We start from the raw sequence: 21,871 nt of genomic DNA on the forward strand, positions 1-21,871 counted from the left end.
GCCGCGGCTGGATTCAGACGCGGAACCATGAAAGCCCCGTCCTCGCCGCCTGGCGACAAGCAAATGCCGAATGGCTCGCGGGAAAGGAACCCGGCCGCAGCCGGAGCCCACTTTCCAACACACTCCATCCGGCATTCGGGAATTCGAGCTGCCCTGGCGGGACCTACTTGAAGAGCGGATCGTTCTTGTTCCCGTGGCTCAGCAAGTAGGCAAGCAGATCCAGGATGTCCTTGTCCGTGCAGGTGTTCAGCAGGCCCGGTGGCATCATGCTGGTCTTGCTCTGCTCCATCGACTTGATCTTCTTGCGGTTGATCTGCTCGATCGCATTGGGGTCCATCATGTTCACGTTGAACATGATGTCCTCGCCGGACAGGTTCATGACCCGGCCATACTTCTTGCTGCCGTCGAGCATCGTGATCTCGATCTGACCATACTGGTCGCTGATCTCCTTGCTCGGCTCGATGATGTTCGTGAGCAAATCGCGTGGGCTATACTTGCCGGCCACGCTGGTCAGGTCCGGGCCGATCGCTCCGCCTTCGCTGCCGAAGCGATGGCAGGCAAAGCAGGCCGCGGCACCGAAGAGGTTACGACCATTCTCGTAGTTGCGCCCTCCTTCCAGCCCGACTGCCAGCAAAGGATCAATGTCCGCCACGGTCCAGTTCTTCACCTGATCACGGGCAGTTAGATTGAACTGGGGCTCCTTGAGGTCCGGCTTCGCGTCCAGCACCGGCTTGAGGGCGCTCTTTTCCGCATCGCTCAGGCCCTTCAGAGCGTCCTCCTTCATCTCGCGCATAAAGGCAGCGAAGCCAGCGCCGCCCTTGTAAGTCGGGGCACGCAGGCAGAGCCACTTGAAGTAGCGCTCGCGCAGTTCCGGGGTCCAACCGTTCTTCAGGAAACGCAGGTTCTTCGCGTGCGAGATCTGCTCCTCCTGGGTGGGGGCATTCTCGAGGATCGTGATCGCCTTCGGCAGGAAAGCGCCATCGCCGAGGTAAGCCAGCACTTCGCTGAGATCGACATCAAGCATCGGCTCTTTGGTCGGGAAGAGCGGGCTCAACTTCTCGATCAAGGCTGAGCGAGTCGCGCCATCCGGTTCACCCAGACGGGAGAAGGCGAGCTGGAAGTCGCGCACCCAGGTCACGCGATCCTCCGGCGAGAGCTTCGCGAAGTCGATCCGGCCCAAGGCTGCTAGAACGGGCTGCAGCACGCTCTTGTCGCCATCGACGCTGCGGATCAGCGCCATCAAAGCATGAAGCGAGGCGCGCGGATCTTTCTCAGCCAGCGCCTTGTCCTTCCACGAGGCCACCGGCTGATGCTCGATCGCGATGCGAGCGGCGAAACGGATCAAGCGGTCCTCATGGTTCAGGTAGGGCCAAGCGAAGCTCACTGCGCCTGCATCCTGCTTGCCATGATAGGCTTCCAGCTTGTGCCGCAGGTCGAGCAGTGGCGGCTTGGCGGCTACCGGCCCCGCAGCCTTCCCGCCGATGGCAGTCACGCGATAGAGGCCCCCTTGCACGCGGCGGCCCCCGATCGTGAAATACATCGCGCCGTCCTTCTGGTTCACCGCGAGATCGGTCAAGGGCAGCGGGCTGGCGGACATGAACTCCTCAAAGTCCGCGCCATAGCCCGCACCCTGCGGCTTGAGGTGCACGGCATACATCTTCCCGTAGCTCCAGTCAGAGATGTAGAAGGCATCCTGATACTTCTGCGGGAAATTCGCGCCGTAGCCGAAGCTCACGCCGGTAGGCGAACCGGGGCCGATATCGACCACCGGCGGCAGGCTGTCTTCCCAGCGCACCGGCCACTTCTTCGAGATCGCGCGCCAGCCGAATTCGCCGCCGCTGATCACCTCGCAGACGCGGGTAGGACGATAGAAGGGCAGGCTGAAGTCCCACTCCATGTCCGCGTCGAAAGTGAAGAGCGAGCCATCCTTGTTGAAGGCGGCATCGTATTCGTTGCGGAAGCCGCTCGCGATGAGCTCCCAGCTCTTGCCGTCCTTGTCGGTCTTCGCGATCCAGCCGCCGGGTGCCATCACTCCGGCCATGAAGCCGTGCCCAACCATCGGCGGCAGCAGGTTGTCTTCCTTCCAGTGCAGCGGGACGAGGCTCTCCTCCATCTTCGGCAGCGGCGTCTGGTTGCCCGACACCACGTAGAGTGACTTGCCATCAGGCCCGGGCAAGACGGCATGGGGACCGTGCTCGCCGCCTTGGTTCGGGAAGGCGCGGAGCTGCTCGACCTTATCGAGAACGTCGTCGCGGTTGGTATCCGTCACCCGGTAAAGGCCGCGCGGATACTTGTCCGAATTCGTCACCACGTAGAGCGCGCCGAAAGCGTAGGTCAGGCCCTGCGCCTCACCGAGATCGACGGGAATCTCTTCCACCTTGGTCTCCACGTCTGACTTGCCGATCGGCGGCGGCGTGATGCGATAGAGTTTGCCGTATTGGTCGCTCGCGATGATGCGCCCCTTGTCATCGAAGCACATCGCCACCCAGGAGCCCTGCTCGGCCATCGGCACGCTGTAGAGCAGTTCGACCTTGAAGCCATCCTTGACCTTGATCGCCGCCACCGGGGTGGCTTCGGGCGGCTTTGCTGCGAGTGACTTGTCGAGACTGTCTGCCTTGATGGTGCCTGCCCACGGTCCTTCCCCGGCTGGGTTCATGATCTCCGCGGCAGCCCATGCGGAAGCCCCGCCGGCATTGGCCGTGGTCTGCCAGCCGCTGATCTCACGCTCTGAAATCTTCCAAGAGGCATCGCTAACGATCTCGCCTTTCTTCGCGCCGTCCTGGACCTCGATCTTGGCGATGAAGCCGGCACTGCCCTCCCCTTGGTTCTTGGCCCGCACCGCCAGCAGGTTGTTGCCGTTGATCAGAAGCTTGCTAAGGTCCACGACCTTCGCGTTCTCCCAATCGCGGCTCTCGGCGACCTTCTTGCCGTTCAGGTAAACGGTCATCTCATTGTCGCAGGTGGCCACCAGCCGTGCCTTCTGACCGGACTTCGCCACGAAGTCTTTCCGCAGGTAGATGACTTGGTCGGTCTTTCCCCCGCCCTTGCTCCAGATCCAGTTCGGGACATCGGTCCCGGTGAGCAGAGAGCTGGTCGCCAGGCCACAGAGGACGGCGACCACCGGAATCGGGAATGGATACAGCGCTTTCGCTTTCACAGGGCAGAGGATCGGTTGGTGGTGACGGATGAACAAGGCCAGCGGCGGGGTGATTCCGCTGTGCCAGCATGGCCTGATAATGCGTGAATTGGCGCTGAATTCTTACCTACTATTTAGCATAGGGAAGTACCCGAATGGGGAGAATGACGTCACGGTTGCAATATATCGCAATACGATATATTTGCCGCCGCATGCCGTCGAACCAAACGCCGGTGGGTACCTCCGGTGTCCACCGCCTCCACCATCCGCAATCCCGCCTCGCCTCCGCCTGGCAGCGGGCCCGTATTCCTCTTCTGGCCGTGCTCATCGCGGCTGCGGTCACGCTGACCGCCGTGGGCCTGATCTTGCTGATCCGCCTCTGCACGAACCTCGCCTTCCACGGGACGCTCTCCACCGCGGAATCCGCGCCCGGCTTTGAAACCTGGGGGCCGCTGGCGGTCTTCGTGCCGGTGATTGGCGGATTGATTATCGGGGTGATGGCCCGCTGGGGCAGTCCCGCCATCCGTGGTCACGGCATCCCCGAGGCCATGCAAGCGATCGGCACCGCAGAAAGCCGGATCTCCGCCCGGGTCGCGATCCTGAAGCCGCTCTCCGCGGCGATTTCGATCGGGACCGGCGGCCCCTTCGGCGCAGAAGGTCCGATCATCGCCACCGGCGGCGCGATCGGCTCACTGATGGGCCAGTGGCTGCCGAGCAGCCCGGTGCAGCGGAAGATCCTGCTCGCCGCGGGTGCCGCAGCCGGCATGACAGCGATCTTCGGCACGCCCCTCGCCGCAGTGCTACTCGCGGTGGAACTGCTGCTGTTCGAATACCGTGGCCGCAGCTTCCTGCCGGTCGCCTTGGCAGCAGGCACGGCGATGGCCCTGCGCTCGCTCTTCCACGAGCCACTGCCGATGTTTCCCTTCCACTTCGAGCGCACGCCGGATCTAGCGCTTGGTAGCGGATCCTTCTGCATCGGCGCGATTTGCGGTCTGCTCGCGGTGATCGTCACGAAGGCGGTCTACGCGCTCGAAGATGGCTTTGAGAAATTGCCGATCCACTGGATGTGGTGGCCGGCCATCGGTGGCATCGCCGTCGGCCTCATTGGCTGGATCGAGCCGCGCACCATGGGTGTGGGCTACGATAATCTGCGGATGCTCCTGGACGGTCATCTCGCGGTGAAGGCGATCGCCGCGCTGGCCATTCTCAAGTTTCTTTCTTGGTGGATCGCACTCGGTAGCGGCACCTCCGGCGGCACCTTGGCTCCGCTGATGACCGTTGGTGGTGCCGCAGGTGCCCTTTGCGCGCACCTGCTCCACGGGGTGCCATTCCTGGCGGATTTCCCGATCGGTCTTGGTGCGTTGATCGGGATGGCCGCCACCTTCGCGGGCGCCTCGCGGGCCTTCCTCGCCTCGGTGGCATTCGCTTATGAGGCCACACACGCGGCGGACTCCTTCGGTCCCCTGCTGCTCGGCTGCGGCGCGGCCGTGCTTGTCTCCCGCGTGCTCATGCGCGAGACCATCATGACCGAAAAACTGGCGCGCCGCGGTGTGCGGATCCCCAGCGACTACGAACCGGATTTCCTCCACGGCCTAAGCGTCCGCAGCGTCATGGAGACCCAGCCGCTGGTGGTCGGCCCCGAGGAAACGGTCAGCGATCTGGCCAGCAAGCTCGGCACTCCCGGCTCGCCTTGGCATGATGTCCGTCTGATCCCGGTCATCGATGCGGATGACGTGCTGCTGGCCGTGATCTCCCGCGCCGACCTCTTCGCCAGTCTCGAAGCACGACCGGATTCCACCGTGCTTGAGGCCGGCGTGCTGCATCCGGTGACCATCCATGCTGACGAATTCCTCGGCGATGCGGTGGATCTCATGATCGTCCATGGCATCGGCCGCCTGCCGGTTGTGGACCGTTCGCACTCGCCCAAGCTCGTCGGACTACTGACCCGGCGGTCGATTCTCGAAGCCCGCCGCCACCAACAGGACAGCAATCGCCTGCACCGGCCGACCTTAAGTGCGGCGCCAGGGAGCAACTGACAGCAGCGCGGCCGCCAGCTCCAGATTGGAGCTGGCAGCCGGTGAAGGATGACCAGGCTTCACGCACGAAGTCCGGCGTTACTCTTAGACTGCCTCTAACAGGCGCTTACAGCTTCGCCAAGTAGTCCACGCTCTCCTTGATGCTCTCCAGCGGATGCGGGGAGAAGTCCTGCTCGACGTGGCAGTGCTTCACGCCGGCCTTGGCGGCGGCTTCGATGATCGGCTCCATCGGGATGATGCCATTGCCGAGCTCCTTGAAGGAGTCCTGTGGGATGGTTCCGTATTCCGGAAGCTTGAGACCGTCCTTGAGGTCCTTCAGGTGAAGCTGGGAGACGCGGCCCTTGAGCTTCTCGATCAGGGCTGCGGGATCGTGGCCGCCTACCTTGATCCAGAAGACGTCCACCTCGAACTTCATGTCCGGGGAGAACTCGTCCATGAAGATGTCGTAGCCGGTCTTGCCTCCTTCCTTCGGTTGGAATTCGAAGGCGTGGTTGTGGTAGGAAAGCTGGATGCCCGCGGCCTTGGTGATTTCCGCCGCCTTGTTGGCATTGGCCGCAATCTTCTTGTAGTCGTCTAGGGTCTTACGGACGTCGTCCTGGAGGTAAGGGATCACCATGTGGCTCAGGCCGAGCTCCTTGGCCCGGTCGACGATCTTCTTGAAGTCGGACATCCCCTCATCCTTCGGCTTGATCACGCTGTCCCACTCGAAGTGGGTGGAGTTGATTGCCAGACCGGCATCCTTCGCGCCGTCGATCAGCGGCTGGCAATTCGGGAAACCGAAGGGCTCGACCTGCTTGTAGCCCGCCTCCGCCACCTTCTTCAGGGTGCCAGCGGCATCAGCCTTCAAGGCATCGCGCAGCGTGTAGAGCTGGATGCCGATGTTGGCGCGGTAGCTATTGTCCTTCGCCAGCGCAGCCATCAGGCGGCTGGATGGGGCAAGGGCGAGGCTACCGGCAGCAGAGGAATAGAGGAAGGATCGACGGTTCATCACCACACACTCGCGCCGTCGCCGTTGCAGCGCAAGCACGGCCCGTGTACATAAAATTGCATTTTCAGCCCATGCCAGCCGGACGGGGCTGACGCCTCATTCCGACTTCACCTTCTCGATCTCCGCCGCGATCTCCGCAGCCTGATCCTTGTGCCCGGCCTTGGTCAGAGCTTTCTGCAGGCGGGTCAGGATTTCCAAGTCGTGGGTGTAGCGGCCGGGGCCTTGGAGTTGGAGACGCTCCTCGGGAGTATGAGCTTGGAGCAGAATATCCACCGCTTTTTCCGCCTCGCCGGTGGCAAGATAGTAGTCGGCCAAGCGGCACTGCATCGGCAGCAGTACCGTCGGAGGCATGAGCATGGAAGCCGGGGTCTGCCGATCGAGCGCGGCGCGGTACCAGTTGAAGGCTGAGCCAATGCTGTCCTTCGGGCCGGCCATCGACAACTGGCCCAGCAACTCGCTGGCGGTGATTTCCAGTGCCTTGAAAGCGCGGATCCATGCCGAGCGCTCGCCGGCCACCGCCGCAGCGTCGCGGTTCTCGGCCATCCGCTCGCCGTGCAAGGTCATTGCGGAAGAAATCTGGCGTGCCTCCTCAAGCTTGCCTTCCTCGATCTTCTTGCGCGCTTCGAGTGCAAAGGCCAGCCCCTGATAGAACCAGATGCTGTGCGTGCGCTTGTCGTAGACCTTCTGATCATCCGGCTTCGGCAACGCGGCGATGGCCAGCGCCGTGTCCCCCGGCAGCCCGCGTCGCATCAGGATCCGCGCGGCAAGCGTGCGGCCCTCCCAGAGCAGAAGCTGGGCACCCTCGCGGCGGGCTTCCGCCGGCGGAACCGGAATCGCCGCCACTGCCTTGGCGACGGCCAAAGCATTCGCGTAATCGCCCTTGGTGGCCAGCGCCGCGGCGCGATAGCACTCGGACTTCACCCAGCCCGGGCAATCGGAATGACTCACACCGGTGGACTTCATCCAAGTCCGGTACGCCTCGCCGGCTTGCGAAAAGGCCTCCACCGCTTGGGTGATGTTGCCATTCCGCAACTCGTAGTGGCCCAGCATGTGCAGGAAGGGCGCATAACCGGGAGCTACTTGGCAAAGCCGCCGTGCCCGCTCCAGATCACCGCGCACATCCGGAGCTTCCGCCCGGATCGCCAGATACGCCCGCAACAACAAGGGGTGATCCGGGTCCTTGGCGAGCATGTCATTGAGAATCGTCTCCGACCTCACTTGATCGGGAGTCGCCCCGCCCTGGTCATCGTAGCCACCGCGCCCGAAGGCAGCCTGCAGCACCTTGAGTTGCGGATCGTTCGGGAATTTTTCGGAGATCTTGCGGAAGGCATCGGAACAAGCCGCAGGGCCTTTGTCGAAGAACACCGCGATAGCATAGGCGTAGGAGCGCTCAAGCTCCGTGCCGATCTCCTTGGTCACCTCTTTGGTTTCCCCCTTGTTCTCAGCTTCCACCGTCGCCTCACCGCGATTGACCAGCTCCACCATGCGTTGCAGGGCAGCGGTGCGCATCGGCACCAGGTCGGGCTCGGGATCGATCAGGGACACGACGACGCCCCAGTGTGCCATCAGGCATTCCGGGTCGGCCTGCAAGGCGGCACAGAAATGCCGGTAGGCCTCGAAGTCCCAGCCACCATGGAGATTCGAGATACCGTCGAGCACATGCTGCTGTGCCTTCGGGTCGCTCGCCGTCACTGCCATGAAGAAGCCCTTCGCGATCGGCACCGGCGTCGGCTCGGGCAGGGTCTTGAGCCGCGGCGAGAACATTGCTTCCACCGGCGGGATGGCATGAACGTCAGCCTCCTCCTTCTTCTTCTCGCCGGGAGCGACCGGAGCGGGCTTGGGCGCAGGAGCCGGCTTTTTGTCAACCGGGGCGGGTTTCTTGTCGCTTGGCGCTGTCTTTTTCTCAGCCGGGGAGGGCTTGGTAGTGGGCTTCGGGGCCGGTTTGTCCGCCGCCACGGTGAGACCTGCGGAAGCGATGAGCGCCACGAGATATTTCATGCCCCGGACGATGTCCCCCGCCGCGCCGCTCACAAGTAAAATGACCGCGCCACGGAAGCCGGGCGGCGCCGCGAAAATGACGCTCGCCGCCCGCCCCGGCCGCTTCCTAGTCTGCGCGGGACATGAAACTCGGCGTAATCGGTTGTGGGAAAATGGGCAGCGCCCTGGTGGAAGGAGCCATCCGCTCGGGAGCGCTTGCTGCCGAAGATGTCACCGGCTGCGACCCCCAACCGGAAGCAGCCCGCTCCTTTGCTGCCGCCACGGGGGCGCACGTGGTGGATACCATTTCGTCGATGGAGGCGGACACCTACCTGCTCTGCACCAAACCGCAGCACGCCGAGGCAGCCTTGGGATGGCTGCCCCCGGGCGATTTCCGGGTCATTTCGGTGGCCGCCGGCCTCACCACGGCCTGGTTGGAAGCCCGGGTCCACCCCGGGGTGCGGGTGGTCCGCTGCATGCCGAACACCCCTGCCCTGGTCGGCAAGGGTGCGGCGGCCTTTTGCCTCGGCAAGGCGGCGAATTCGACCGACAGCGAGGCCGCGAGGTTGTTGCTCGGCTCGGTCGGACTGGCGGTCGAGCTGCCGGAAACCCTCATGGACGCCGTGACCGGGCTCTCGGGCAGCGGTCCAGCCTTCGTTTATATCATGATCGAGGCGATGGCGGATGGCGGCGTGCGCGCTGGCCTGCCGCGGGCCGAGGCGCTGAAGCTGGCCGCCCAAACGGTGCTGGGAGCGGCCGCGATGGTGCTGGAAACCGGCATCCATCCGGGAGCCCTGAAGGACATGGTCGCCTCCCCCGGCGGGACGACGATTGCCGGGCTAGCCGAGCTGGAGAAGCACGGGATGCGCTCCGCATTCATCGAGGCGGTGCATGCCGCCGCCCGCCGCTCGGCGGAGCTGGGTGGGGCATGAAGGCTCCGTCCGCGTGAATTTCGCTTTCCGCCGCCTTCCCGGTCTCCCTATTTTGCGCCCATGCGATTCCGCTTTCTCGTTGTGCCCGCCTTGGCGGCGTTTCTGGCTTCCTGCGGCGGTGATTCCGACGCCCCACCCCTGATCGGCACCGTCGGGGCTAACAACGAACTGGCCGGCTCCCTCTACAGCCAAGCGCAACAGGCGGAAAAGGACGGCAAGCGCAGCAAGGCCATCAAGCTCTACGACAAGCTGGCGGACGAGATGCCGACCTCGGAGCACGCCGCGGAGGCACGCTTCCGCCAAGGCGAGCTGCTGGAGCAGGATGGCGAAATCCAGAAGTCCTTTGTGGCCTATCAGGATTTCATCACCCGCTACAACAACAGCAATCTCTATGAGAAGGCCCTGAGCCGCCAGGCTGCGATGGCCCAATCCGCGGCCGATGGCCACGTAAAGACCAGCTTCCTGGGCCTGAAGTCCTCGATCTCCAACGACAAGATTACCGACATGCTGGCCAAGGTGCGGGCCAACGCGCCACGCTCTCCCACGGCCTCGAAGGCCCAGTTCACCATCGGTGAAGTGTGGGAAATCCAGGGCAATGCCAGCGGGGCCACCAAGGCAGTGGCCGCCTACCGCGAGCTGGTAGTGCAGTATCCGGACAGCAAGGAGGCGCCCGAGGCCCAGTTCCGGATCGGCAAGGTCCTACTGGATCAGGCCAAGCACGGCAACCAGGACCAGGCCAACCTCGACCGCGCCAAGGTGGCCTTGGAAGACTATGTCCGCCAGTATCCCAGCCATCACCGCGTCGGCGAAGCCCGCAAGATGATCGCCAACATCGGAGGCCAAGACGTCGAGCGCTCCTTCGAGATCGCTCAATTCTACGAGCGCAAGGGGGATGTCGGCTCGGCTAAGTTCTACTATCAGGAAGTCCTCCGCCAATCGGCCTATGGCCCGACCCATGACAAGGCCAAGAAGCGCCTCGCCGAACTCGGCAACTGATTGACCGATTGATCCAAGGACACCTTTCCCTTCCGACCATCATGCGTTCGCTTCTGCTCCTGCCCGTGGCCCTGCTGGCCAGCTCCTGCGCCGGTTACCAACTCGGCGGGGCGAAGCCTGCCGTGCTCCGTGATGTAAAGAACATCAGCGTGCCGATGTTCCACAACGACACGCTCCACCCGCGTGCGGAGGCACTCGCCACCAGCGCGGCGACGGACGCGATCGTCCTGGATGGGACTTACAAGATCACCAATTGGGACAAGGCGGACGCGGTGCTGAAGGGGACGGTACATTCCATCGACTACATGGCATTGCGCTCGACCCGGCTCGACACCCTGCGGCCGGAGGAACTGCAAAACACGGTGACGCTGAGCTGGAGGCTGGTGGATGCCCGCGACGAGAAGAAGGTCCTGGCCTCCGGCGTCTCCACCGGTAGCAGCCGCTTCTTCGTGGACTCCAACCTGCAGACCTCGCGCACCAACGCCCTGCCGGACGCGCTGGCACGCGCCAGCGACAGCATAGTCTCCCGGATCGCGAACGGGTTCTAACCGGGTGCCCACTGGGTGCGCCGGCTTCAGTCGGCTTGAACGGCCCTCTTCATTGAAATGGCAGACTCTACCACTGCGGGCCGCTTCGTCCTCGTTCCCACACCCATCGGCAACATGGGTGATATCACCCTTCGTGCCATCGAGGTTCTCAAGGAAGCCAGCCGCATCGCTTGCGAGGACACCCGGCATTCCGCTCCCCTGCTCTCCAAGCTAGGGATCAGCGGCAAGCCGCTGGTCTCCCTGCATGACCACAACGAAGTACGACGCTTGCCGGAGTTGCTAGACGCGGCGCGCGCGGGCGAACTCATCGCCGTCGTCACGGATGCGGGCATGCCCGCCGTTTCCGATCCCGGCTACCGCGTGGTGCAGGCCTGCATCGAGCACGGCATCCCCTTTGAGGTGCTGCCGGGACCATCCGCGGTGCTCACCGCCTTGGTGGGCTCCGGCTTCCCCGTGCATGCCTTCCGCTTCCTCGGCTTCCTGCCGATCAAGAAGGGCAGGCGTTTGAAGGTGATGGAAGAATCCCTGGCTACCGAGGGCACGAGCATCTTCTTCGAGTCGCCGCACCGCTTGCTCTCCACGCTGGAGCTGCTGGCGGAGAAGCACCCCAGCGCGCCCTGCTGCGTGGCGCGGGAGCTGACGAAAAAGTTCGAGACCTATCACCGCGGAACGGCGGCGGAACTGGCCGCCCATTTCAAGGTGCACGGGCCGAAGGGTGAGATTGTGTTTTTGATCAAAGGGGACGAGCGCTTCGAAGTGTCAGAGGATTAGCTCAAGGATTTTGGGATAGCCCCGGATGGCGCTCAGTTAAGGCGGATTCCGGAGCAAAGCTCTCCAGCAGATCCCGAATCCGGGGTGCGTGTTATGGAGTGCGGTGGCACGACACCGCTTTGGCTGCGGGGGCGCTTGCAATTCTCCAATCCGTAGCCCTTTCCCGCAGTGTGAATAAGGCGCCGCACGGCCAAGCCCCTCACGGCAATTCGCAGCCGCTTACTGTTGCATCACCAACCCGAACCAAAGCGGTGTCGTGCCACCGTACTCCACATGCCGCTCCCAGTGGCCGGAAACCGCTTTGAGCAAGCGGAGCCCGTTCACCACGCTCCGCGTGGTCATTTTGGCCCTCTTTGACGCTTGAAACCGGCATTTTCGGGATTCAGCTTGCCAAGCAAAAGCGGCTCATTATTCCCGGATGAGGATGAATGATGCGATCGATCCGACGAAGGCTGGCAGGTTCTTGAGAAGGAGCGCCATTCCATGGGCGATCGCGCTGGCTTGCCTGGCTGGGCCAGTAAATGGCGCTGAGAAAAAACCGGAGCCTCCCAAGGCGGCGCCTGTTCCGGATTACAGTCCGGCCAAGCAGCCCACGGCGACCGGCGAATTCCCCGTCGGGTTGATCACCATCACCTTCAAGGAAACCGCGATTGCCGGTGATGTCAGCCTGGCGATCAAGAAGACGGAGCAAGTCAAAGAAACCCATCAGGAAGGAGGAGGCGGCGGCGGGAGCGGCAAGTCCGCAGGCTCCGGGACGAACCTAGAGGAGTATTTCAAGACCTACAGCAATGGCATCACCTGGCCGAAGCTCACGCCCATGCCGGACGAGAACACCGTCTATCAGGATCCCCACTTCTACGGCTACTACTGCGAATACGACTACTGGGAGAACCCGATCGGATGGAGGGACAAGGCGGAAGGCGAGGAACGGGTGAGCAAGATGAACCAGAGCGCCCTGAAGTTCGCCACCACTTCCTACCGCGGTGCCAAACCCCGCTTCATTTGCTACAACTATGTGACCACTCGCCCGGCTACCCCGGCCCAAGAGGTCACTGCCGCACTCCTGGAGTTCTATCAAAACCGCAGCGCCGATCCCGACCGGACCAAGATGGTGCGGGTCCGCAAAAGCAAAAAGAAGAAGCCGGAGGGCAAAAACTTCGATGCCTGGGCCTACTACGGGCCGGTTTGCAAGTGGGGCGAGCCGATGTGGCCAAACTCGAAGGTGCAGATCGACAACTTCTCGGGCGGAACGCTGGCCCATGAGCTCGGACATTGCTTGGGGGCTCCGGACGTCTACCGGATCGGCCGCTACAACGATGGCATCAGCGGCGAAGCCTGCCTGCTCTCCTATGGTCCCACGGCCAATGCCTTCAGCCGCTTCTACCACCACGGTTTCATCAAGGAGAAGAACCATCCCACCATCAAGACCTCCGGCACCTACACGCTGCATCCCCGCCACATCGATCCGCAGGGCGATGAGGCGGTCGGCTACCTGATCCCGAGCAATCATCCGCACTACTTCTATCAGGTGGAGTACATCCACAATGAGAACGCGACGGTCGGCGTAGGCCCCCGCCGGGAGGGTATGCTCATTTCCGTGGTGAATCTCGGACGTGAGAACTACCTCGGCGCACCGGACTACTTCTACGTCTACCGGCCCAATGATCCCTTCTTCGCGGGCAAGGGCGACACCGCCAATTGCCTGTTCGGGAAAGCCCAGAAGCGCACGGAGTTCAACATGACGACCGAGCCATCGTCACGATTGCCCAATCTTCTCGATGGCGGGGTTTCCTTCAAGAACATCGAGGAACACGGCGACACCCTCACCTTTGATTTGGTCGTCGACCACCAGCAGGTCACCGGCAGCGCCTACACCCTCTCGATGCTGCCGCAGATCCGGCTGGATGAGATCAGCGACATCCAACCCACCAGCTTCACGGCGGGCTGCACCATCAAGTTCCGCGGTGAGCCGATCATCACCGACTACGGCTTCTGTTGGTCCACCTCCAAGAACCCCACCGTCCGCGACGGCACCTTTGTTCTGGCTCACCGCGAATGGTATCGCGGGCATGCCATCAACCTGACGCCCAACACCACCTACTACGTCCGCGGCTTCGCGACCAACGGCCTGGGCGTCCGCTACAGCGATGAGGAAAAGACCATCAAAACCCCGGACATCAGGTCGGCTACCGAGAGCATCAAGCCCCTGCTGGCCGACTCTTTCTCCGACAATGACTATCTCTACTCCGAATTCAGCAACGAAACCAAGGAGACCAGCGAGACCTTCATCGGATACAGTCCCACCTGCGTCTTGGCCAAGCTGATCGCCTACTATCGCCCAGCGAAATTCGAGGTCGGCAAGGGCAAGGGAGCGGAAGCCGTGGACTTCAACCACCTGAGCTGGAACCCGGGAGCGGATGACAACCCTCCGCGCCTGGTCGAAATCGACCGGTTTTTCCAGCATGTCTACGATGAGGGACTGGCGCTGAAGCTCCACGATTCGAAGCCCGGCAAAGACTTCGTCGGCAACATCGTCAAACTTACCGGCATCCGCAGCAAACCCGTGCTCAGCGTCCTCGGCCCGGACAACGTGAAGCAAGTGACCGATCTCATACGCAAAGACCTGGCGCAAAGCCATCCGGTCATGATCGTATTCTCCTACGATCAGGAAGGGAACACGCCCATCCGCTGGGCGCTCATCGATGGCGTCAACAGCAGCGGGCGCCTGCACGTGGACTTTCCCCACAACACCGAGCTATTGGTGGATGGAAAGGACTTGAAAATGCAGACCAGCTACTGCCTTCCCGAAGAGCTGCTGATACCGCAATACAGGGTCTTCGTGGTGAGTTCGTGCTTCTATTCAAAGTAGCGCTTGGCGGCGGACAAAGTCTGGATTGCCGGATTGCGAGATCGGGACGCATAGACGACTTTTCCCCAAAAGCCCTCCCCCGCCCCGGCACCCAAGGCGCTTTCATGACCCGCCCCCTTCAAACCCATCATCTTGGGTGCAAAGCCCACCAAGAATCGTGGCCATTTGGCATTTTGAAATATCTATCATCCCGGCGCGTGGCTTGAGGGCTGCCCATGGCGAAATTCCATCCAAGCTTCCGGAGTGCTCCGAGATGACCTTGGATACTGATCTCGATGCTCTACCATCGTTCGATTACTGGGAAGGCGTTGATGTCCTCGGAGAGGTCCTTCCTGAAGGAAAACGAATCCTCCCTGATGAGTCTGCCACTTCCGGAAGTGGATTAAGACCAAGAGCGGCAATCGAATGGATTTCTGGGAAGACTGGGTTCTATTTGATTTCGATTTGCGGCGTCCCGATTTGGAGATCTTGGAGGCGGTCCTTCGATTGGCCCGAAAGTTTGAATGCATGTTAGCTGTGGGGAAGAATGGAGACGTAATCGAGCCCGAAATGCTTCCCGTTCTCGAAGCGGCAAAAGAGTCCGGGGCATTCAAATTCGTTACAAATCCTCAAGAATGGCTTCGGCGGATATCTTCGGATGAATCCGATTCCAGCTAAAGATGTGAGCAAATAATTTTTGGGCTGCCAATGGTTCCAGCCCATCTGGAAGATGATGGTTGATTTTCCTCCCGCGCGGTCACCAGCGCGCCTACGCTGGACGCGTGGACGACCTCTTCGCACCCAAGCCATCCCCTGCCCCGGCGCCGAAGGCGCTGTCGGTGACGCAACTGGTCCGGCGGATGAAGAATCTGCTGGAGGTGGAGATGGGCGAGCTGTGGGTGGAGGGTGAGGTCTCGAACCTGAAGAAGCAGGCGAGCGGGCATTGGTATTTCTCGCTGAAGGACGAGGGGGCGCAGATTCAATGTGCGATCTTCGGGGCGAAGAAGAAGGCGGGCTCGGAGGCCTTGCAGGATGGGGTGAAGGTGCGGGTCTTCGCGGAGCCGAGTGTGTATGAGGCGCGGGGGACCTTGCAGATCATTGTGCAGCGGGTGGAGCGCGCGGGCTTGGGAGAGCTGCAGGCGCGCTTCGAGGCGCTGAAGCGAAAGCTGCAAGGCGAGGGTCTCTTCGATGCGGAGCGGAAGAAGCGAATTCCTTTTTTCCCGAGCCGCGTAGGTATCGTGACCTCGGACACGGGTGCGGCGATCCGGGATATCCTGAACATTCTCGAACGACGGGCGCCCTGGGTGCAGCCGGTGCTCTATCCGGTGCGGGTGCAGGGCAAGGGCGCGGAGATCGAGATCGCGCGGGCAATTGAGCGAATGGGAAATCCGGAGCGCTTCGGCCTGCCGCGCTGCGAGGTGCTGATCGTCGGTCGCGGCGGTGGTTCGATTGAGGACTTGTGGAATTTCAATGAGGAGATCGTCGCGCGGGCAATCGCGGCCTGCCCGATTCCGATCATCTCTGCCGTGGGGCATGAGATCGACTTCACCATCGCCGACTTCGTGGCGGACCTGCGGGCACCGACGCCAAGCGCGGCGGCGGAGCTGGCGGTGCCGGACGGCGCGGAACTCAAGAACCGGCTGGGCATCCTCAAGCGGCGTCTGTCGCGACGGACGGAAGAGCGTTTGGAGCGATTGGCCCACAACTTGGAGAGCCTGCGCCGCGGGGTCCTGTCTCGTGGCGGCGAGCGTCTTCTGCGGGAGCCGGCGATGCGGGTGGATTCGGTGCGGGCACGCCTCGGGGTGGCCATGCAGGCGGAGCTGAAGGACCGTGAGCAGCGGTTGAAGGAATTGAGCCGGACCTTGGCAGCACATCATCCGGCGCGGCAGGTGGAATTGCGGCTGGAACATCTGGCGCGGACCGGGGAGCGGCTGGAGCGCGCGGCGCGACGGAGGCTGGATGGCTTGGGCGATCAGCTCAGCCGACTGCGTTCGCTGCTGCGGACCTTGGGGCCGGAGTCGGCATTCGAGCGCGGCTTTTCGATCGCGATGGATTCTTACGGTCGAATCATCCGATCGAAGGCGGATGTGGCGGCGGGGGAAGAGATCCGGACGAAGGTAAAAGATGGGGAGATCCGGAGCCGGGTGGAGTAACGAAAGCTTAAGCGCGGGAAATAGGCCGCGCTTTCGTAATCGAAATCCCCGGGGCTGTCTGCTTGGCTGCTAGCGCTTGCAGGCAAAGGCCTAGCCATCTCCCGTGCCCGATCAGCTCTCCAGACCGAGTGACAACCGCCGTTGCGACTATTGTGACGGGCCTCTGGACTCGCGCTTCTACTTCTGTCCGCGCTGCGCGAAGCCGCACCGGCCGGTCGAGGAATTGTTGCCGGCCTCGCTGCCCGTTTATGAGGACAATGAGACCAAGCTCCGGACCAAGGCCGGTCCGGCGTGGACGGTCTTCTTCACCTTCCTGAGCGTCATCCTGGTAGGCTCCATGCTGGCGCTCGCGATCTGGGGCTTCGACAACCAGACAGCCGCGATCCTGTTGGTGGAATTCGCGCTGGTGCTCACGACGCTCGTCTTCGCGATCCGCTACTGGGGCAATGTCAGTCCGCTGCTCGCGAATCCCGGATTCATCCGCCCGGAAGCTTGGCTGGGCTTGGTGCTGCTGCTGCCAATGCTGCTGTTGAACTTCGGCTTCCACCGGCTGCTGATCGAGATGTTCCACCTCGATAAGGCAAGCCATCTCGACTACTTTCCGAACAAGTGGGGACCGGTGCTCTTCATTTGCGTGCTGCCTGCGATCGTCGAAGAAATCGGCTTCCGCGGCATCATCCAGGATCAGTTTGAGCGGGTTGTCTCACCGGGAGTTGCCATCGGCGTGGCATCACTGGCATTCTCCGCCGCCCACTTCAATATCCTCTCAGCCCCCTATCTCGCGCTGATGGGGGCCTTGCTCGGCTGGATGAAGTGGAAGACAGGCAGTCTCTATCCTTCGATGCTGGTCCATTTCCTCCACAATTTCGTTGTGGTTTCCGTCACCTGAAATCTAGCTTCGACGCAGTATGGGAAGTGACGAGGCACTACTACTCAGGATTTTGATCATGATCGTCTTCGGGGCGATCACGGCGGGCGTGGCTTCATCGAAGGGCCGGAATGCCACGGGCTGGTTCTTCATCGGCTTCTTCTTCGGTTGTATCGGACTTATCATCATCCTCTGTCTCTCAAACCTCAAGGAGGACCAGGCCAGATGGGATGCCAACAACGTCGAGCAGCGCCGCCTGCGCGAGCAGCTCCGGCAGGAGCAAATGAAGAACGAGGCCTACCGGAAGCACACCGCCGCCCGCCTGGACGCACATGACCAGCGGCTCGGTGTCGATACTCGGCAGACCGAGCCCGTGTCCTTGCCAGCGGCCCGTCCGCAAGCGATCTCCGTGGGCCCCATCGATCCCACCCCGCCGCCGGGACTACCCGCGCACCATTGGTTCACGCATGAGGATGGCGAGCAGCGCGGCCCCTATAGCTTCGCCCTGCTCCAGCGACGGGCGCGGCAGGGTAGCCTGGATGCCTCCACGCTGGTGTGGGTGGAAGGCATGCAGGGATGGCAAACCGCCCACTCGATCCCCAACCTCTTCCAAGCGTGAGCGAGGCACCCGTTGCGGGCACCTACCGTCTCGACGGCATGCTCCAGGGGCCAGTCCCGCCCAGCGAGGGGGATCTGCGCGCTTGGACAGCCACGGCGAAGTCGGCCGGGCTTCACTTCCATCTCGCGATCGAGGGCGGCGGCTTCTCGATCGTGGCCGACCCGGCGGTTCAGCGGATCTCCACTCTGCGGACGCAGGATCTGTCGCAGCATCTGGTCGCGGCCTTGGAAAGCCTTCTCACCCTGCTTCCGGAGGCCGGCCAAAGCCTCGCCTTTTCCACCGTGCGTTCGGAGGAATTTCTCCCGGGCAAGGCGATCCAGACTCTTTACGTGATCCGCTCGCCGGGGATGGTTGCGGCGGAGCAGAGGACCGTGGACCTCCAGACGAAGGCTGCGCCCGTGGAGATCAGCCCCACCTCACTGCGGCGCGCGATCCCGCTGGCGCTGATCCTCGTACTGGCGGGCCTCTTCATCTCCTCATTTTTCATCGACTACCGGAAGCTCTTCCGTGATGCCCGCGAGCAGATGAGCCCGGTCACCGCGGAAGGGATCACTCTGGACAAGGGGCCACTCCGCGACTGCATCGAGGCTGAGATCAAAGGCATCGACAAGGGCCGGAACGGCTTGGTCTTCGGGCTCAAGCGTGGCCCGCAATGGGAGCAGGCGATCCAGTCGAAGCCTGGCGACAGCAGCGCGGATTGGCCGCTCTTCCTGATCCGCCAGGCGATCCAGCAGCGACGCCTGCGGATCGAGTTCCAGGACAAAGATGGGGCGCTGATCGGCTCGGGTGAACTTGGGCTGGGGACGCTCCACGACAAGGAATCAGCGGAGGTCGTCATCGTCCCGGCCTTGAGCGGCCGACTGGCCAGGGTGGTATTCCGCCCGTGATGCGCGATCAGGGGCGGAGGAATTCCGCCCACGGCAGATTCCGCAGCAGGGTGAAGGCGGCCACGATGGCGAGCAGCCCCCACATTCCCCGCCGGGAGACGCTCAGTGGCAGCGGCCAGCGGCGTCCGCCCCAGCGGTTGGCAACGAGGGCGACACCACTCCAGAGGACTCCTGCGGCGACCGGATAGACTAGCAGATTGCTCTGGGCCGCTTCCGCCCAACGGCCCTCTAGCAGCAGCGAGACGGCCCGCGTGCCCCCGCAGCCCGGGCAGCAGGCGCCGCTCAAGTTGCGGATCACGCAACCATTGCGGGCAAATGGCAGCTCCCAAGCGAGGACAAGAGCGCCCAGCACAAGAAGCAGCACGACCAGCCCGCGGGACATCGGCTGGCTTGTAAATCGGGGCCGCTCCGAGTCAAAGCGAATCGCGGCTCATGGCGGCCATGCGCCCAACTGATCATTCCCCCGCCAAAATCTGCCAGAATCGGTCACAAGTCGCTTTGTTCCGGCCTTTTCCTTGACCCCTCCGGCCCGTCCCTTAGCGTCGCCGCGATTTTCCGACGGCCCCATGAACATCCACGAATATCAGGCAAAGGAGCTTTTTGACCGATTCCAAGTCCCCAGCCCGATCGGCAAGGTGGCCTCCACCCCCGAGGAAGCGGCCGCAGCCGCGAAGGAATTCGCCGGGGCGAAGCTGGTGATCAAGGCCCAGGTGCATGCCGGCGGCCGTGGCAAGGGCCACTTCAAGAATGGCTTCCAAGGCGGGGTGCACCTGATCGAGTCCCCGGAGCAAGCCGCCGAATTCGCTGGCAAGATGCTCAATGAAACCTTGGTGACCGTGCAGACCGGCGAGGCCGGCAAGGTGGTCCGCAAGGTGATGGTGGCCGAGGCGGTGGACATCACCCACGAATACTATCTCGCGATCCTGATGGACCGCAGCACTTCCCGCCCGGTGATCGTCGCCTCGACTGAAGGCGGCATGAGCATCGAGGACGTGGCCCACAACACGCCGGAGAAGATCATCCGCCAGTTTGTGCACCCGATTCTGGGACTGCAGGCTTACGAGATCCGCAAGCTGGCTGCAGCGCTGAATCTCCATGGCGATCTGGCCAAACAATTCGGCAAGCTGCTCTCGAACCTCTACAAGCTCTTCATCTCGCTCGATTGCTCGATGCTGGAGATCAACCCGCTGGTGACCACGCCGGATGGCCGTGTGCTGGCTCTGGATGCGAAGTTCGGCTTCGACGACAACTCGCTGTTCCGCCACCCGGAGATCGTCGCGATGCGCGACAAGGAAGAAGAGGATCCACGCGAGGTCGCCGCTTCCGAGTATGATCTCAACTACATCGGCCTGGACGGCAACATCGCCTGCTTGGTGAACGGTGCTGGTCTGGCGATGGCCACGATGGACATCATCAAGCACTACGGCGGCGAGCCGGCGAACTTCCTGGACGTGGGCGGTGGCGCCTCGAAGGAGCAAGTCACGGCGGCCTTCAAGATCATCCTCGGTGACCCGAACGTGAAGGGCATCCTGATCAACATCTTCGGTGGCATCATGGACTGCAACGTGATCGCCGAAGGCGTGATCGCAGCAGCCAAGGAAACCGGCCTGCCGATCCCGCTGGTGGTGCGCCTCGAGGGCAACAACGTGGAGATGGGCAAGGCGACCCTCAAGGCCAGCGGCCTGAACATCGTCTCCGCTGACACGATGTCCGACGGCGCACAAAAGATCGTGGCGGCCGTCGCCTGATGCGCTTACGGGTATCCCGCTATGAAAGGAATCGGCATCAAAGAAGCGGCCTTCACGGGATATCCGGCGACTGACATCGCGCGGACACGCAAGTTCTACGGCGAGATCCTCGGCCTGAAGGAAGGCATGGTCTTCGAACACGAAGACCAAGTCGGTTGGGTCGAATTCGAGATTCCCGGCGGCCACACGCTCGCAATCGCGCAAGCGAACGAGCAGTGGCAGCCGAATCCGAATGGCGGCGGGCTCTGCTTTGAGCTCGAAGACCTAGATGCTGCGATCCGCACGCTCCAAGACGCCGGGGTCAAAATCGTACTCCCGCCGCAAGAATTCCCGGTCTGCCGCATGGCGCTGATTGCCGATCCTGACGGCAATACCGTGGCGCTGCACCAGAAGAAGCCGAACCATCCAGAGTGTTCGCATTGACCTGATTTCCCCACACTCACCTTCCCCGTTTCACACCATGGCCATCCTCGTTGACGAAAACACCAAGCTCCTCGTGCAAGGCATCACCGGCAGTTTCGGTGCGCGGCACGCTTCCCTCTCGCTCGACTACGGCACCAAGCTGGTGGCCGGCGTGACTCCCGGCAAGGGCGGTCAGAAGTTCGCGGACTTCGTGCCGATCTTCGACACGGTGGCGCAGGCGGTGAATGAAACGGGTGCCACGGCATCCGCGATCTTCGTTCCCCCACCCTTCGCGGCGGATGCGATCCTCGAGTGCGTGGACGCCGGTGTGGAGCTGGTGGTGGCGATCACGGAAGGCATTCCCGTCATGGACATGATGCGGGTAAAGGAAGCGATGAAGGGCTCCAAGTCCCGCCTCATCGGCCCGAACTGCCCCGGCCTCGTGACTCCCGGTCGTGGTGAGAAGTCGCACGGCGGCTGCCGCATCGGCATCGCTCCCGGCTACATTCACAAGCGCGGCAATGTCGGCGTGGTTTCCCGCTCCGGCACGCTGACCTATGAGGCGGTGTGGCAGCTCACCCAGCTCGGCTATGGCCAGAGCACCTGCGTGGGCATTGGCGGTGACCCGATCAACGGCACCAGCCACCTCGACGTGCTGCAGATGTTCAACGAAGATCCCGAGACCGAAGCGATCATCATGATCGGTGAGATCGGTGGCACCGCTGAGGTGGAAGCCGCACGCTGGGCCAAGGAGAATTGCAAGAAGCCGATCGCTGGCTTCATCGCCGGTGCGACCGCGCCTCCGGGACGCCGCATGGGCCACGCCGGTGCGATCGTCGGCGGCGAGGAAGATACCGCGCAAGCGAAGAAGCGGATCCTTGCCGAGTGCGGCATCGCGGTGGCCGAAACGCCAAGCGACATGGCTAAGACGCTCCTGGAGCTCTGGGGAAAGTAATCTCCTG

General features: G+C 62.6%; 17 protein-coding genes. 13 read left to right on the forward strand and 4 right to left on the reverse strand.

What is annotated here, in order from left to right; all coding sequences use genetic code 11:
- Positions 1 to 163: 163 nt before the first annotated feature.
- Positions 164 to 3,157, reverse strand: a complete 2,994-nt coding sequence (locus tag BV071_RS05005) for a c-type cytochrome (protein ID WP_265594091.1) — start codon at positions 3,155 to 3,157, stop codon at positions 164 to 166.
- Between the two features lie 191 nt (positions 3,158 to 3,348).
- On the opposite strand from BV071_RS05005, the gene BV071_RS05010 reads away from it, so the two are divergent.
- Positions 3,349 to 5,172 (forward strand): chloride channel protein, encoded by a 1,824-nt coding sequence (locus BV071_RS05010; RefSeq protein WP_052572914.1) that lies wholly within the window; start codon positions 3,349 to 3,351, stop codon positions 5,170 to 5,172.
- A gap of 106 nt (positions 5,173 to 5,278) precedes the next feature.
- Here BV071_RS05010 and BV071_RS05015 read toward each other — a convergent pair whose 3' ends face one another.
- Entirely contained in the window at positions 5,279 to 6,160 is an 882-nt protein-coding gene (locus BV071_RS05015; protein ID WP_035603073.1) for a sugar phosphate isomerase/epimerase, read from the reverse strand.
- A gap of 96 nt (positions 6,161 to 6,256) precedes the next feature.
- On the reverse strand, positions 6,257 to 8,158 hold the full coding sequence (locus BV071_RS05020; protein WP_265594092.1) for a hypothetical protein: 1,902 nt from the start codon (positions 8,156 to 8,158) through the stop codon (positions 6,257 to 6,259).
- Between the two features lie 122 nt (positions 8,159 to 8,280).
- Here BV071_RS05020 and proC point away from each other — a divergent pair, with 122 nt between their 5' ends.
- The 9 genes from proC (at position 8,281) to BV071_RS05070 (ending at position 18,759) form a co-directional block, all read left to right on the forward strand.
- Positions 8,281 to 9,069 (forward strand): pyrroline-5-carboxylate reductase, encoded by a 789-nt coding sequence (gene proC / locus BV071_RS05025; protein WP_035603076.1) that lies wholly within the window; start codon positions 8,281 to 8,283, stop codon positions 9,067 to 9,069.
- Positions 9,070 to 9,129: 60 nt separating this feature from the next.
- Positions 9,130 to 10,065: an outer membrane protein assembly factor BamD gene (gene bamD / locus BV071_RS05030; RefSeq protein ID WP_035603078.1), complete on the forward strand. Its 936-nt coding sequence runs from the start codon at positions 9,130 to 9,132 to the stop codon at positions 10,063 to 10,065.
- A gap of 41 nt (positions 10,066 to 10,106) precedes the next feature.
- Positions 10,107 to 10,613 (forward strand): LPS assembly lipoprotein LptE, encoded by a 507-nt coding sequence (lptE, locus tag BV071_RS05035; protein ID WP_265594093.1) that lies wholly within the window; start codon positions 10,107 to 10,109, stop codon positions 10,611 to 10,613.
- Between the two features lie 57 nt (positions 10,614 to 10,670).
- Entirely contained in the window at positions 10,671 to 11,384 is a 714-nt protein-coding gene (gene rsmI, locus BV071_RS05040) for a 16S rRNA (cytidine(1402)-2'-O)-methyltransferase (RefSeq protein WP_035603082.1), read from the forward strand.
- Between the two features lie 424 nt (positions 11,385 to 11,808).
- Entirely contained in the window at positions 11,809 to 14,253 is a 2,445-nt protein-coding gene (locus BV071_RS05045) for a hypothetical protein (protein WP_035603084.1), read from the forward strand.
- A 761-nt stretch (positions 14,254 to 15,014) separates the two neighbouring features.
- Entirely contained in the window at positions 15,015 to 16,385 is a 1,371-nt protein-coding gene (xseA, locus tag BV071_RS05055; protein ID WP_052572925.1) for an exodeoxyribonuclease VII large subunit, read from the forward strand.
- Positions 16,386 to 16,488: 103 nt separating this feature from the next.
- Positions 16,489 to 17,274, forward strand: a complete 786-nt coding sequence (locus tag BV071_RS05060) for a type II CAAX endopeptidase family protein (RefSeq protein ID WP_035603087.1) — start codon at positions 16,489 to 16,491, stop codon at positions 17,272 to 17,274.
- A gap of 19 nt (positions 17,275 to 17,293) precedes the next feature.
- The gene (locus BV071_RS05065) at positions 17,294 to 17,872 is read left to right on the forward strand and encodes a DUF4339 domain-containing protein (RefSeq protein ID WP_081885799.1); all 579 of its coding nucleotides are present in this window, start codon (positions 17,294 to 17,296) and stop codon (positions 17,870 to 17,872) included.
- Positions 17,869 to 18,759 carry a hypothetical protein gene (locus tag BV071_RS05070; protein WP_035603092.1) on the forward strand — a complete coding sequence of 297 codons (891 nt, stop codon included), beginning with the start codon at positions 17,869 to 17,871 and terminating at the stop codon, positions 18,757 to 18,759. The genes BV071_RS05065 and BV071_RS05070 overlap by 4 nt, the downstream gene beginning before the upstream one ends.
- Before the next feature lie 7 nt (positions 18,760 to 18,766).
- On the opposite strand, the gene BV071_RS05075 is transcribed toward BV071_RS05070, so the two are convergent.
- On the reverse strand, positions 18,767 to 19,141 hold the full coding sequence (locus BV071_RS05075) for a DUF2752 domain-containing protein (protein WP_052572915.1): 375 nt from the start codon (positions 19,139 to 19,141) through the stop codon (positions 18,767 to 18,769).
- A 184-nt stretch (positions 19,142 to 19,325) separates the two neighbouring features.
- Between BV071_RS05075 and sucC the strand changes: the two genes are divergently transcribed.
- Genes sucC through sucD form a run of 3 tightly spaced genes read left to right on the forward strand, consistent with a single transcriptional unit; the run spans position 19,326 to position 21,864 of the window.
- Positions 19,326 to 20,507 (forward strand): ADP-forming succinate--CoA ligase subunit beta, encoded by a 1,182-nt coding sequence (sucC, locus tag BV071_RS05080; RefSeq protein WP_035603093.1) that lies wholly within the window; start codon positions 19,326 to 19,328, stop codon positions 20,505 to 20,507.
- 21 nt (positions 20,508 to 20,528) lie between these two features.
- On the forward strand, positions 20,529 to 20,930 hold the full coding sequence (locus BV071_RS05085) for a VOC family protein (protein WP_035603095.1): 402 nt from the start codon (positions 20,529 to 20,531) through the stop codon (positions 20,928 to 20,930).
- Between the two features lie 37 nt (positions 20,931 to 20,967).
- Positions 20,968 to 21,864 carry a succinate--CoA ligase subunit alpha gene (gene sucD, locus BV071_RS05090; RefSeq protein WP_035603096.1) on the forward strand — a complete coding sequence of 299 codons (897 nt, stop codon included), beginning with the start codon at positions 20,968 to 20,970 and terminating at the stop codon, positions 21,862 to 21,864.
- Positions 21,865 to 21,871 lie beyond the last annotated feature (7 nt).

This window comes from Haloferula sp. BvORR071 (assembly GCF_000739615.1).
Classification (GTDB): domain Bacteria; phylum Verrucomicrobiota; class Verrucomicrobiia; order Verrucomicrobiales; family Akkermansiaceae; genus Haloferula.

Excerpts from the sequence above, each read along its gene's own strand:
- BV071_RS05045 (WP_035603084.1), top strand. The coding sequence starts at position 11,809 with ATGAATGATGCGATCGATCCGACGAAGGCTGGCAGGTTCTTGAGAAGG.
- proC (WP_035603076.1), top strand. The coding sequence starts at position 8,281 with ATGAAACTCGGCGTAATCGGTTGTGGGAAAATGGGCAGCGCCCTGGTG.
- BV071_RS05020 (WP_265594092.1), bottom strand. The coding sequence starts at position 8,158 with ATGAAATATCTCGTGGCGCTCATCGCTTCCGCAGGTCTCACCGTGGCG.
- bamD (WP_035603078.1), top strand. The coding sequence starts at position 9,130 with ATGCGATTCCGCTTTCTCGTTGTGCCCGCCTTGGCGGCGTTTCTGGCT.
- BV071_RS05015 (WP_035603073.1), bottom strand. The coding sequence starts at position 6,160 with ATGAACCGTCGATCCTTCCTCTATTCCTCTGCTGCCGGTAGCCTCGCC.
- BV071_RS05065 (WP_081885799.1), top strand. The coding sequence starts at position 17,294 with ATGGGAAGTGACGAGGCACTACTACTCAGGATTTTGATCATGATCGTC.
- BV071_RS05010 (WP_052572914.1), top strand. The coding sequence starts at position 3,349 with ATGCCGTCGAACCAAACGCCGGTGGGTACCTCCGGTGTCCACCGCCTC.
- rsmI (WP_035603082.1), top strand. The coding sequence starts at position 10,671 with ATGGCAGACTCTACCACTGCGGGCCGCTTCGTCCTCGTTCCCACACCC.
- sucD (WP_035603096.1), top strand. The coding sequence starts at position 20,968 with ATGGCCATCCTCGTTGACGAAAACACCAAGCTCCTCGTGCAAGGCATC.
- sucC (WP_035603093.1), top strand. The coding sequence starts at position 19,326 with ATGAACATCCACGAATATCAGGCAAAGGAGCTTTTTGACCGATTCCAA.
- BV071_RS05075 (WP_052572915.1), bottom strand. The coding sequence starts at position 19,141 with ATGTCCCGCGGGCTGGTCGTGCTGCTTCTTGTGCTGGGCGCTCTTGTC.
- BV071_RS05085 (WP_035603095.1), top strand. The coding sequence starts at position 20,529 with ATGAAAGGAATCGGCATCAAAGAAGCGGCCTTCACGGGATATCCGGCG.
- lptE (WP_265594093.1), top strand. The coding sequence starts at position 10,107 with ATGCGTTCGCTTCTGCTCCTGCCCGTGGCCCTGCTGGCCAGCTCCTGC.